This is a genomic window from Dyella solisilvae, from assembly GCF_003351225.1.
Classification (GTDB): domain Bacteria; phylum Pseudomonadota; class Gammaproteobacteria; order Xanthomonadales; family Rhodanobacteraceae; genus Dyella; species Dyella solisilvae.
Genome location: NZ_QQSY01000003.1, coordinates 172,261 through 185,138 on the forward strand (window position 1 = coordinate 172,261; position 12,878 = coordinate 185,138).

12 protein-coding genes are annotated in these 12,878 nt (G+C 64.4%); all 12 read left to right on the plus strand.

Going from position 1 to position 12,878, the window contains the following annotated elements; genetic code table 11:
* Positions 1–13 precede the first annotated feature (13 nt).
* The 12 genes from DVT68_RS12960 (at position 14) to DVT68_RS13015 (ending at position 12,877) form a co-directional block, all read left to right on the plus strand.
* Positions 14–2,476 (plus strand): MtrB/PioB family outer membrane beta-barrel protein, encoded by a 2,463-nt coding sequence (locus tag DVT68_RS12960; protein WP_158543500.1) that lies wholly within the window; start codon positions 14–16, stop codon positions 2,474–2,476.
* Positions 2,477–2,511: 35 nt separating this feature from the next.
* Complete coding sequence (locus DVT68_RS12965; RefSeq protein WP_233523456.1) at positions 2,512–3,213, plus strand: c-type cytochrome; 702 nt, start codon at positions 2,512–2,514, stop codon at positions 3,211–3,213.
* A 413-nt stretch (positions 3,214–3,626) separates the two neighbouring features.
* Positions 3,627–4,064 carry a sugar 3,4-ketoisomerase gene (locus tag DVT68_RS12970; RefSeq protein WP_114825514.1) on the plus strand — a complete coding sequence of 146 codons (438 nt, stop codon included), beginning with the start codon at positions 3,627–3,629 and terminating at the stop codon, positions 4,062–4,064.
* A complete protein-coding gene (locus DVT68_RS12975; RefSeq protein WP_114825515.1) occupies positions 4,049–4,714 on the plus strand; it encodes an acetyltransferase in 666 nt (221 codons plus the stop codon). Before DVT68_RS12970 ends, DVT68_RS12975 begins: the two co-directional genes overlap by 16 nt.
* Before the next feature lie 7 nt (positions 4,715–4,721).
* Positions 4,722–5,675, plus strand: a complete 954-nt coding sequence (locus tag DVT68_RS12980; RefSeq protein WP_114825516.1) for a glycoside hydrolase family protein — start codon at positions 4,722–4,724, stop codon at positions 5,673–5,675.
* The gene (locus tag DVT68_RS12985; RefSeq protein ID WP_114825843.1) at positions 5,662–6,591 is read left to right on the plus strand and encodes a GNAT family N-acetyltransferase; all 930 of its coding nucleotides are present in this window, start codon (positions 5,662–5,664) and stop codon (positions 6,589–6,591) included. The genes DVT68_RS12980 and DVT68_RS12985 overlap by 14 nt, the downstream gene beginning before the upstream one ends.
* Complete coding sequence (locus DVT68_RS12990; RefSeq protein ID WP_114825517.1) at positions 6,591–7,703, plus strand: DegT/DnrJ/EryC1/StrS family aminotransferase; 1,113 nt, start codon at positions 6,591–6,593, stop codon at positions 7,701–7,703. The genes DVT68_RS12985 and DVT68_RS12990 overlap by 1 nt, the downstream gene beginning before the upstream one ends.
* On the plus strand, positions 7,700–8,974 hold the full coding sequence (locus DVT68_RS12995) for an O-antigen translocase (RefSeq protein WP_114825518.1): 1,275 nt from the start codon (positions 7,700–7,702) through the stop codon (positions 8,972–8,974). The genes DVT68_RS12990 and DVT68_RS12995 overlap by 4 nt, the downstream gene beginning before the upstream one ends.
* Positions 8,953–9,900, plus strand: a complete 948-nt coding sequence (locus DVT68_RS13000; protein WP_114825519.1) for a glycosyltransferase — start codon at positions 8,953–8,955, stop codon at positions 9,898–9,900. Before DVT68_RS12995 ends, DVT68_RS13000 begins: the two co-directional genes overlap by 22 nt.
* Complete coding sequence (locus DVT68_RS13005; protein ID WP_114825520.1) at positions 9,897–11,054, plus strand: oligosaccharide repeat unit polymerase; 1,158 nt, start codon at positions 9,897–9,899, stop codon at positions 11,052–11,054. The genes DVT68_RS13000 and DVT68_RS13005 overlap by 4 nt, the downstream gene beginning before the upstream one ends.
* Positions 11,055–11,076: 22 nt before the next feature.
* Positions 11,077–11,943, plus strand: a complete 867-nt coding sequence (locus DVT68_RS13010) for a Wzz/FepE/Etk N-terminal domain-containing protein (RefSeq protein WP_114825521.1) — start codon at positions 11,077–11,079, stop codon at positions 11,941–11,943.
* A gap of 100 nt (positions 11,944–12,043) precedes the next feature.
* The gene (locus DVT68_RS13015) at positions 12,044–12,877 is read left to right on the plus strand and encodes a class I SAM-dependent methyltransferase (protein WP_199536074.1); all 834 of its coding nucleotides are present in this window, start codon (positions 12,044–12,046) and stop codon (positions 12,875–12,877) included.
* The last annotated feature ends 1 nt before the right edge of the window (position 12,878 follow it).

Genomic DNA, 12,878 nt, shown 5'->3' on the forward strand with positions numbered 1-12,878 from the left:
GGACCCCATGGGTATGTCCTACCTTCATCCCGACCAGCTGCGAACGCCCACGGGCTCGCTGTATCCCTATCCGTCGCTGGCTCCGGCGGAAGCGCCCATGGGGCAGGGTGACTGGACCTACCACTGGCTTCTGCAGTTTGGTTACCTGCACACCAGCGGTGATCGCAACGCGGAATTTTTCCAGCAATATTCGGCCTGGAAAAATGCCGGCGCCCTGGGCATGCTCGCGTTCAGTGCGCTCAATCGCAAGACCGGCCAGTACGTCGAGTTCCGTGGCAGTCGTATCAATGACGACAACCAGTACTACAGGCTGCGGATGGGCACCTATGGGAGCTATCGCGTCGAAGCGTTCTTCCGGGACATTCCCCATGTGCTCAGTACCGACGCCTATCCACTGTGGAATGGCGTGGGGACCACCAACCTGACCTTGCCTCCGGGCGTTTCGCCGGGCGTAAGCAGTCAGGCGCAGGTGGCCGCGGTGGCGGCGGATCGCCCCCGCCAAACGCTGCAGGTGACGCGGGAAAGCGGAGGGATGAGCTGGGAGGGCATGCTGGGCAGGGACTGGATTGGCTATGCCGGCGTGACCAACGAGAACCGCCACGGCGAGCGCGACTGGGGCGGGTCGATGTTCTTCAGCTACTACTACACGACACCTGGACCTGGGGGCCCCGGGACACCGGGCATACAGGGAACAGGCGGCGGGCAGAATGAAACCGTGCGTCCTGTCGATTTCACCACGACGGACATCAATATCGGCCTGCGCAACAAGGCAGGAGCCGCCGGTTGGCTCTTCAATTTCACCATGAGCGCATCCTTCTTCCGCGATCACAAGGACTCCCTCAGTTTCGTTGCGCCATTCGCGCCGCTTGCGGGGTCGCCGTCCGTCATCACCGGCGGCACGTTTTCCCTCGAGCCGGACAACAACTACTACAACGTGCGACTGGAAGGATCCCATCCGCTGTCGTTCTGGCATGGCGAGTTTTCCGCCACGGCTTCCTACGGAAGCATGCGCCAGAACGACGCCCTGCAGGCTCCGCTCGATCCGGCGTTCTGTCCCACGGGGCAATTCATTGGAACCACCGGCATAGCCTGCGCCAACTGGAATACCACCTCGGCGTTGTCGCAGCAGAATGGCGACGCCCGCATCGACACCGGGCTGGTGAACCTGCGTGCGAGCTTCCGTCCGACGGCGAACTTGAGCACGTACATCAATTTTCGGTGGTATGGCGAGAACAACATGACTCGCTACACGATGTACAACCCGTTGACCGGGCAGTACGGCTTTCTTCACGAAAACGGCTCGCAGGCGCTCATTGTCGGCAACCTGCAGGCCGGGCTGTTCCAGGCCGGCAACCCGCTGTACCAGTCGTACTTCACTCAGTTCGCCAATATTCCCTTCAGCTACAACGACCGCCAGGGCGAGCTTGGCGGCGCCTATCAGGTCAACAGTCACAATTCCCTGGGGCTCACTTACACGATTGATCGCCAAACACCCCAGCAGCGCGAACGCACCTACATCAATGACCAGCACCTGAAGCTGACCTGGGATTCGCATTCGCTCGGCGAGAGCACGCTCCGTTTCAGCTACGAATACCAGAAGCGAACCGGAAGCCCGTACAACTACTTCCCGTACTTGCCCTGGTATTCGCCGTCGCTCCCGGGGTACGTGCAGGATGAGCTTGGCATTGCCGCCTACACGGTAAGCCAGATGTACAAATACGACATGAGCAACCTCAAGGCGAGCAAGCTCAAGGCAATCATCACGACGCCGCTGGGAAATACCGCGACGCTGACCACGACGTTCTATGGCAACCGCAACCACTACGGTGCTGACATTGGTCGTCAGTCGGCCAGCACCACCGGCGCTGACGTGTCTTTCGACTGGACGCCTTCGGCCAGCACTACCTTCAATGGCTATCTGAGCATGGAGTCTTCGCGCATCAAGCAGGGCAACGTCGCTGATAACGAGTCGTTGATCTATCAATCGCCGGAGCAGGCCAATCCGCAGTTCGGTGGACCGATGTACCCCTATGCCAATTTCTGGACGGCCACCGATACCGAAACAGACGCCAACGTGGGCGCGGCCATGACTCACGTCTTCACGCCAAGGGTCAAGCTCGACGTCAGTTACAACTACACCTATTCGCGCGGCGTGAACGGTTATGACTACGCGAGTCTTGGAGCCATCACTCCGGCTTACCTGTCCATTCTGACGGCGGCGTCCATCGGCAATAGTTTTCCCGCGAATATATACAGACTGCAGACGCTCACGGCCAACCTCAACCTGGCGCTGACGCCGCGGGTTGGGCTGCGGCTGTACGGACAATATGGTCTTGGACGTTTCGCCGATTGGCACTACACGGGATTCGACGGACCTGGCGACCTCGTGATCGGCAACCGCGTATACACCGACTTGGGTCCGCAGACGCGTTGGCATGCGGCCGTGTTGGGCGCCTTCGTCACGCTGAAACTATGAGGAGACGCGTGATGCCTACGCTGAGGGTCCTCGGCTTGATCGCGTTGGCGACGACCTGCATCGCCTGGACGGAGGCCCCGCATGCCGCGGAAGATGGGCCCGCAGCGGCGACCAGCACGACGACCAAGCCGGCGCCCTTCTTCGACGAGCGCCGGCAGACCCCGATTGAAGGCGACGCGCACAGTGGCGAAGGAAAGGCGACGGTGTGCGCCGCTTGCCATGGCCCCAAGGGCGTCGCTGTCGCGCCAAACTTTCCGAATCTAGCCGGCCAGTCAGCGACATATCTGTACCTGCAGTTGAAGCAGTTCAAGGACGGCCAGCGCGTCGACCCGATCATGAGCGGGCAGGCGGCCAATCTCGGTGACACCGACATGCGGGACCTGGCTAGTTACTTCGCGTCGCTGCCACCCAAGCCATCAGGATCGAACGAATCGCAGTCGACCGGAGCCCATCTGTACCTGCAGGGAGATCCGGCGCGCGGCATCCCGCCGTGCCTGGCATGCCACGGCAGTGACGCCACGGGAGTCCGTTTCGAGGCGAGCGGCAAGCCTCAGCCACCATGGGTGAGCTTCCCTCGCTTGCGCGGCCAATCGGCCATCTATGTGACCAAGGCGCTGGGAGACTTTCGATCAGGCGTACGAAGCGACAGTTCGAACGCCAGAATCATGCAAGCCATTGGTGGAAGTCTAAGCGACGACGATATTCAGCACTTGAGTACGTATTTGTCCTCGCACTGATCGAGGCACGAAATCGCCAACTCCCAGGCAGTTTGGTTCTGGGTGAATGCAAAGCATGGGCTTCAGGCACGAGCATCGCGACTGCGTGCTGCCCCAATATTGCAGCCGTCAGCTTCAGCTCGTGGGTAACGGCGTGTTGCACGAGGTCCTGAGCGGTCCGGTCGCTGGGTTGGAACGCGAGGCGCGAAGATTTGCCGCCGTTGCGACATTCGGTGGGCAGCGCTTTCGGGAATTTCCCTGCAAGGTGTGTGCGGGCTGCACATGGAAAGGTTGCGTGGATGGCCAGCGCGGCAATGTGGTGCGTCGCTGCCGAAGAACGAGGTTTGACGAACGAGGTGATGCAACCTTTTTCCCGCGGGGCCGGCACTCAGGCAGAGACACTGCCTTGAAGCGTTCACCGCCAGGCCAAGGACATGGAAATCGAGCGCATCCCGTTGCAGAAACACGGCGACAACCGCGGCATGCTCATTGCCCTGGAGCGGGAGCGCAACGTGCCGTTCGATATCCAGCGTGTGTACTACCTGTTCGCCACCAAGTGCGACGTGCATCGGGGCATGCACGCCCACCGCAACCTCAATCAGTTGGCCGTGTCGGTGCGTGGGTCGGTCACCTTCCTTGTCGACGATGGTGGCGGGCCGTGCGAGGTCGTGCTCGATGATCCCTCGCAGGGCCTGCTGCTGCGTCGCATGGTGTGGCGCGAGATGTATGACTTCAGCGACGACTGCGTGCTGATGGTGCTCGCCGACAAGCTCTACGACCCGGCTGATTACATTACCGACTACGCCCAGTTCCTGCGCGAAGTCGACGCGTCCAGATACGTGGGAGACATGGCTGCATGCCAAGGCCACTAGTGCTCATCGGGGCGGGCGAGCTTGCGCTGATCGCCTGCGAATACTTCGAACACGACAGCGGGCTGGACGTGGCGGCCTTCAGCGTCGAGCGGGACTATCTCAGCGATACCGTGCTTGCCGGTCGTCCGGTGGTGCCGTTCGAAGAACTGGAGATGCGCTACCCGCCCGACGACTTTGACGCCTTCGTGGCGGTGCCGGCCAGCCAGTTGAACCGTTTGCGTACGCGCCTTTACCAGGAGGCCAGGCGCAAGGGTTACCGCTTCGCCACCTATGTCAGTTCGCGCGCCTTCGTCTGGCGCAACGTGGAGATCGGCGAGAACAGCTTCATCTTCGAAAACAACGTGGTGCAGCCGTTCGTGCGGATTGGCGCCAACTGCATCCTCTGGAGCGGCAACCACGTGGGCCATCGCACCGTGCTCAGGGACAACGTTTTCGTCGCCTCCCATGCGGTGATTTCCGGCTACTGCGATATCGGCGACAGCAGCTTCATCGGCGTGAATACGACCTTCAATGACCACGTGAAAGTGGCGCCGGACAACGTGATCGGCGCCGGGGCCCTGGTCACGCGAGATACCGAGGCGGGCCGGGTCTACGTCGGTTCGCCCGCGCATGCCGTGCCGGATCGCTCCAGCTTCGACGTGAGACTGTGAGACGCGCATGCCCAACTGGTCCAAGAAGGGGCTGGTGTTCGAGACCGCCCGGCAGGGGGTAGGTGGGTGGATGGCGCATTCGGCGCTGACGCCGACGCCGTATCGCCTCGATGAGGAACGCATCCGCGTCTACGCCGGCTTTCGCGATCGCGAAGGCGTCAGCCGTATTGGCTACGTGGATGTCCGCGCGGATGACCCCACCGCGGTGCTGGGCGTCAGCGCCGAGCCGGTGCTCGAGCTGGGGCGGGGTGGCTGCTTTGACGACAACGGCATGATCCTGGGCGACGTCATCGAGGTCGCCGGTGACGTCTATCTGTTCTATGTCGGCTTCCAGCATGTCGCCAGGGCCAAGTTCCTGGCCTTCACCGGCCTGGCGGTGTCGCGCGACCGCGGCGCGTCGTTCCAGCGTGTGCAGGACACGCCGATTCTCGACCGCGCGCCCGGGCGAAGCACCATCGGCGCGGTGCATTCGGTGCAGCGCGAGGGCGATCACTGGCGCCTGTGGTACGCGGTGGGGGACGACTGGGAGTTCATCGACGGGCGGCCCTTTCCCCGCTACCACATCCGCCATGTGAAAACGGACAACCTCGCGGTGATGCCACGCGCCGATCAGGTGTGCCTGCGGCCGCAGGGCAGCGAGTACCGGATCGGCCGGCCGCGCGTGTACCGGCGCGACGACGGCTACGTGATGTACTTCACCCGCGGCAATCTCAATGGCGAGTACTTCCCCGGCGTCGCCACCAGTGGCGACGGCATTCACTGGATTCGGCATGACGAGAGCCTGGGCATGGCGTTGTCGTCCTGCGGCTGGGACTCGCGCACTATCTGTTATCCCGCCCTGATTGGTCAGGGCGGGCGGCTGTTGATGTTCTACAACGGCAACGACATGGGCGTGGACGGCTTCGGCGTGGCCGAAGCCATGCTGCCGCATGGCGAAGGTGGCCTTCGTGCTTGCGGTTAGACCCTATGCCGTCGCTGATGCGTCGGACTGGGATGCGGTGGTCTCGCAGTCGAGGACCGGCGGCCTGCTGCACCAGCGCGGCTATATGGACTATCACGGCGAGCGCTTCATCGACGGCTCGCTGATGATCGAGCAGCATGGCGCTCCCGTGGCGGTGTTTCCCGCCAACGTGCAGGGCAGGACTGTGGTCAGCCATGCCGGCCTGACCTACGCCGGGCTGATCAGCACGCGCGCGCTGCGCGCCGAGTCCACGCTGGCCGCGCTCGGGCTGATCGGCGACCACTATCGGGAGCAAGGTATCGAGCGGCTGCTCTACAAGGCCGTGCCGCATGTGTTCCATGCCTACCCGTCCGAAGAGGACCTGTACGCCCTGCATCGGCTCGGCGCACGCCTTGTGCGCCGGGACATGTCCTCGGTGATCGCCTTGCAGGAAGAGTTTCGGTTCACCGATGAACGCAGGCGCGCCGTGCGCAAGGCCAGGGAAGCAGGGCTGCGGATGGAGTCGGGCGGTGACCTCGCCGGGTTTCATGCGCTGCTGTCGGAAGTGCTGCGGCGGCATGCGGCCGCGCCGACCCACAGCCTCGACGAACTGCGCCTGCTGCATGGCCGCTTCCCGCGCCAGATCATGCTGTTCGAGGTGCGTCGCGACGGCGAACTGCTGGCCGGCGCGATCGTGTACGACTTTGGGCGCGCGGTGCATACCCAGTACCTGGCGGCGTCGGAGGCGGGTCGCCAGGTCAACGCGCTCAGCCTGCTGCTGGCCGAGTTGATCGGGCTGTACGGCGGACGGCAGTACTTTTCCTTCGGCATCTCAACGGAGCGGGAAGGGCAGGCCATCAACGGCGGGCTGGTCTCGCAGAAAGAGTATTTCGGCGCGCGTGGCGTGGTGCACGACTTCTACGAGTGGGCGCTGTGATGGACGTGCCCTTCCTCGATGCACGGGCGGTCAACGCGCGCTATGCCGACGAGCTCAAGGCGGCGGCCGCACGTGTGATCGACTCGGGCTGGTACATCCTGGGCGACGAGCTGGCCGCCTTCGAGCAGGAGTTCGCCGCGTATTGCGGGGTGCGCCACGCGGTCGGCGTGGGCAATGGCCTGGATGCGCTGTCGCTGGTGTTGCGTGGTTACAAGGAGCTGGGCGCGCTGACAGAAGGCGACGAAGTCCTCGTACCCGGCAATACCTTCATCGCCAGCTTCCTCGCCATCACCGAGAACCGCCTGGCGCCCGTCCCGGTCGAGCCGGATCCGGCCACCTTCAACATCGATGCGTCGCGAGTGGAGCAGTGCATCGGCCCGCGCACGCGGGCGATCATGGCCGTGCACCTGTACGGCCACCTGGCGAACATGTCCGCCCTGGCGGCGCTGGCCCGCAAGCATGGACTGTTGCTGATCGAGGACGCCGCACAGGCGCACGGCGCCAGCTGTGCAGGCATACGGGCCGGGGCGTTTGGCGACGCCGCCGGCTTCAGCTTCTTTCCCGCCAAGAACCTCGGCGCGCTGGGCGACGGCGGTGCGGTGGTGACCAACGACGCGGCGCTGGCGGCGCGGGTGCGCGCTCTGCGCAACTACGGCTCCGAGTTGAAGTACGTGCATCCGTTCCGCGGCGTCAATTCGCGGCTCGATGAAATCCAGGCCGCCATGCTGCGCGTGAAGCTGCGTCACCTCGACGAGGACATCGCACGACGTCGTTCGGTCGCGCGGCGCTACCGCGAGTCGATCCGCCATCCGGACATCGTGTTGCCCGCGGTGGGCATCGAGGAGCAGCACGCCTGGCATCTTTTCGTGGTGCGCAGCCGCCGTCGCGACGAGTTGCAGCATCATCTGCAGGCGCTCGGCATCCACAGCCAGGTGCACTACCCGGTGCCGCCCCATCGGCAGCTCGCCTATGCGGCGCTGGGCGAGCTGCCCCTGCCGGTGACCGAACAGCTTCATCGCGAAGTGCTGAGCCTGCCGATCAGTCCTACTCTGGATGACGAAGCCGTTGTTCGCGTGATCGAGGGCTGCCAGGCTTTTGGCGACGCCCCATGAATATCGTGCGCGCCAGCTTCTACACCGCGACGGCCACGGCGACGCGACTGCTGGCCGGGCTGGTGGTGATCAAGCTGGTCGCTCGCCTGGCGGGGCCGGAGGGGGTCGGCAAGCTGGGCCAGTTCATGAGCCTGATGTCGCTGCTGGCGGTGCTGGCTGGCGGAGGCATCAGCTCCGGCGTGGTCAAGTACATCGCCGAATACCGGGACGACACGCCGCGACTGTCGCGCCTGCTCGGCGCCGCGCTGTGGTACGCCTTGGGGGCTTCGCTGTTGATGGGGGCGCTGACTCTGGTGTTCAGCACGGCCATCGCGCAATGGCTGCTGGCAGATGCCCGATACGCCAACCTGATCCGCGTGCTGGCGGTGGCCCAGCTTGGCATGGCGCTGGCGAACTATGTCTTGTCGGTCATCAATGGCTTCATGGACGTCAGGCGCCTCGCCCTGGTGCAGATCGCCGGCTCGCTGCTGAACATCGCCCTGGTGGCGTGGCTGTCACATTGGCTCGCGCTTCAGGGCGCCTTGCTGGCGCTGGTGCTGGGCCAGGCGCTGTGGCTGGCGATTGGCCTGCCGGCGTGGTGGCGCAGTCCGTATTTCCGTACAGGCATGCTGCGAATCCGTTTCGACCGGGAAATGGTGACGCGGCTGGCGGCGTTTTCGGTGATGACGCTGACCGCTGCGCTGCTTCCGCCCCTGGTCAACATCGCCGTGCGCGACCATCTCGCCAGCAGCTTCGGATGGGAGCAGGTCGGCTACTGGCAGGCGGTGAGCAAGGTGTCCGACGCCTATCTGCTGTTCATCACCAGCGCCATCAACATCTATTACCTGCCCAAGCTTGCCTCGATCGGCGATCGCGCCGCGCTCGAGCTGGAATTGCGCCAGGCCTTCCGCTTCCTCATGCCGCTGGTGGTGGCGATGGCGCTTGCCGTTTATCTGGCGAGGGACTGGGTGACGCTGTTGCTGTTCGACACGGCGTTCGCGCCCTCCAACGCGCTCTACGGTCCGCAACTGATCGGCGACGTGATCAAGATCGCGTCGTTCATTCTTTCCTATCTGATGCTGGCCAAGGCGATGACGCGGTTGTTCGTCATTTCCGAGTGCGTGTTCGCGGGCAGTTACCTCGTGCTGGTCTACGTGCTGAGCGCGCGGTTCGGGCTGGTCGGCGCCATGTATGCCTTTTCCGCCAACTATCTTCTCTACCTGGTGTTCAACGTGTGGGTCGTGCGCCGCTACGTCGGAGGATGGGGACAATGGTCGGCCCAGTATCCATGAAGCGCGGCGCGGCCCCTCTCGTCTCCGTGCTGATCCCCGCGTACAACCATGCGCGCTTCATCGACCAGTGTCTGGACAGCGTGCTGGAGGACCCGTACCCGGCCAAGGAGTTGTTGATCATCGACGATGGCTCCACCGACGGCACGGCCGAACGCATCGCCGCCTGGGCGGACAGTCACCGGCATCTCATCGCGGTGGAATACGTGCACCGGGGCAATCGCGGCATCGCGGCGACCATGAACGAACTCGCCGCGCGGGCGCGCGGTGAATTCCTGCGGCTCGGCGCCAGCGACGACTACCTGTTGCCCGGCGGGCTGGCCGCGCAGGTGGGCTATTTGCTGGTGCATCCGCGCAAGTGGGCAGTGATCGGCGATTCGGTGGTGGTGGACCAGGATGGCCACAAGCTGCACGAAAGTGGCATGCGCGACCTGCACCATGCCGACAAGCGACTGTATGGATCGGACGAAGGCATACGCTGCGCGGTGATCAGCCGATGGGCGGTCGGCGGCCCGGTCGCGCTGATCCGCAAGCGGGCGCTGGAGACGGTGGCGGGCTGGAGCGAAAGCCTGCGCATTGATGACTGGGACTTCTTCCTGCGCCTGGCTGCGCATGACGCCATCGGCTTCATCGACGTGCGCGTGTGCGCCTATCGCCTGCATGGCGCCAACCTGAGCCGCACCCGCGACACGCGCGCGCGGATACTCAATCTGATCGAGGCGCAAGGCGTGGCCGCGCGGCGGGAGGCGCTGTTCGAAGAGCCACACCGCACCATGCTCAGGGCGCAATCTCACTTCATCGGGGCGAAGATCTCCTTTCTCCAGCGACGGATGGGACCGCTGTTGCTGCACATGGCGGTGTACCTGTCGTTGGTGGCTACCTCGCGGATGAAACGGCGCACCAACCTGCATCTGGCGGAGGACGCATGAGACGACTCCTGCGCCTGCCGTCGGCCTATCTGAGCCTGCCCATGCTGGTCACGTGCGTGCTCACCTTGCTCGCCTACGACCTGCCAGCCGGTTACCTCGAGGGGATCTGGCTGCTGCTGGGCACGGCGCTCGCCATCATGATGTTCGACCTGGTCGCGGGATTACGACTGCCGGCCTTCGATGCCTTCCGCGTGCGCGACTACGTGGGTACGCGCGAAGCCTTCGTGGCGTTGGCATTCGCCGGCATCATCATCCTGTTCTGCATCCTCGACCTGACGCTGTTCCCGATACCGTTGATCGACGCGCCCGCGTCCTATGCGCAGATGGAAGGCGGGCGTGCGCATGTGCGGCACATCTCGGACATGTGCTGGGTATTGCCGCCGATCGGCCTGCTCTGTACGCGCAACAAGGCGTTGCGTGTCCTGCTGGTGGCGATCGGCCTGGTGTTCCCGGTGCTGGTGATCGACCGCAATCGCATCTTCGCGGCGCTGTTCGCCACCGCCCTGGTCATCGTGTTCCGTCGCGACGCCACTCGTCCCTTGCCGTGGAAGATCGTCGGCGTGCTGGCGATTGGCGGCGCCGTTGTGTTCTCGGTACTCGGCATCCTCCGTTCGGGCACGCTCGAGACGGTCGCCTTGCCTTTCAGCGACGCCTATCGCGCCATGCCGGTCGGCGTGCAGTGGCTGCTGCTTTATGCGAGCGCTGGTCCTTACAACTTCGCCTCGATGCTGGCCAAGCACTACGCCAACCCGAGCTTCCTCATCAACCAGCTGGTTCCCATGGCTGGATCGATCGCCACGGCGGGCACGGACATCCCGCTGGATGCGCCCAATATCAACGTCGGCTCCGAGTTCATGCCGTTTCTGCTGGCGTTCGGTCCCTACGGCGCGATCCTTTCCGTGCTTGTTTTGTACGCCATGCAGCGCTGGAGCGTGCGGCGGCTGTATCCACGGGTGTCGCTGTTCTCGCTGCTGATCTTTCTGCGCATGTCCTACGTGTGCCTGATGTCGCCCTTTGCGCCACAGGCCTTCACCTGGACCAACGCCGGCTTCATTGCGATCTGCCTCGTGTTGCAGGCCGTCGCAGCCCTGTTGCCCAGCCGCCTCGCATCCACGGGTGACCCGCTCGCGGCGGCGCGCCCACCGACTTCGTGAATCCTCCAGAGGGTCACCGACCATGCAAAAAGACGAGATCTATCTGTTCGACCTGTGGCGGGTGCTCGTGCGGGAGTGGAAGTGGTTCCTGGCCCTACTGCTTCTGGTGCTCGCGGCAACCTATGCGTTCGCGCATCTGGCCCGCCGGCAGTGGGAGGCGACGGCATGGGTCCAGATCGGGCAGGTGGCGCAGGCGCCGCCCGGACAGGACCCCAAGGTGGAGTCGCTGCAGCGCGTGCTCGAACGGTTGCAGACCGTGGCGTTCCAGAACGAGGCGATGGAGAGCATCGGCATCGCGCCGGATTCGCCCGAGGCGCGCCTGTACCGGCACAGCATGAAACTGGAGCCAATGCCCTACGCCGGCCCCATGGTTCGCATCAACGTGCGCGCGTGGTCGCCGCAACAGGCCCGCCAGTTTGCGCAGGCGACGGTGGCGCGCCTCCAGGCGATTCACGGGAGTCTGGAGGCATCGCCGCTGGCGCTGGCGCACGCACGACTGGACGAAGTGCAGGGCGAACTGAAGGGCGCACTCGCCGAGCGGGAACGGTTGTCCGAGGCCGCGCACAAGGACGACGCGGGTGGCGGCATGTCGCCGTTGGCGGTGGCGATGCTGGCCAGCAAGAGCGAGGACATCCGCAATCTGCAGATGGCGCGCAGCGATCTGCTGACCCGCCTCAGCGCAACCTACACCTACGAGACCTCGATGCCGTGGCCCGTCTATGTGTCCGATCACCCGGTTTTCCCGAATCCCATGTTGACCTGGGGCCTCGGTTTGCTGGTGGGTGTTGGCCTCGGTGGTTTTGCCGCCGTCGCGAGGAACGCGGCGCGTCGCCGTGCTGCAGAGATGCGCGAATGGCGCCTCACCGTTCAACCAAAGACGCCCGCATGAGCACCTACCGCCAATACAGCCGTGACGACATGGCGGAGCGTGCATGGACATGAGCGGGAGACACGGATGGGGAATGAGCGGGCAACGGGCGGTGGTGCCGATGGAAAGCCACCGCCCGTGGATGGCGTCGCTGGACGAAGGGCAATTGCTCGATACGCAACGCGCGTTCGACAGCGTGGCCGCCGATTACGATGGCCCACGCGGCAACAATGAACTAATCCAGCGCATGCGCGTGGCGTTGTGGGAGGCCGTGTTCGACCGGGTCCCGGTGGGAGCGAACCTGCTCGACCTGGGCTGCGGCACCGGCATCGACGCCATCGAGTTTGCGCGCTGCGGCTACCAGGTGGCGGCCACCGACTGGTCGCCGCAGATGGTCGGTCGCACACGCTCGCGGGCCGCCATCGCCGGGCTGGAATCGCACGTGACGGTCGAGCATCTTGGCATCCATCAGTTGGGCCGGCTGAAGGAACAATTCGCCGGGATCTATTCCAACTTCGGGCCGCTCAACTGCGTGCCGGATCTACCGACGGTGGCTGCCGAATGCGCGCGACTGCTGCGGCCTGGGGGTCACCTGGTGTTCTCGGTGATGGGTCGCGTATGCCCGTGGGAACTGCTCCATTACCTGTCGCGCGGACGTTTTCGGCGGGCGATCGTGCGCGGTCGGCGCGGCGCCACGGCGGTGGGCATGAATCGTCACACCATCTGGACCTACTACTACCTGCCGCGTGAGTTCTACCGCGCCTTTGCCGACCACTTCGTGCTGGAAAGCCATCGCGCGCTCTGCCTGTTCCTTCCGCCGCCCTATCTGGTGGATTACTACCGCCGACATCCTCGCTGGCGCCAATGGCTGGGCTGGCTCGACGATCACCTGGGCGCGCTGCCGCTGATGCGCGACATGGGCGATCATTTCCTGATCGTGATGCGCCGTCGGTGAA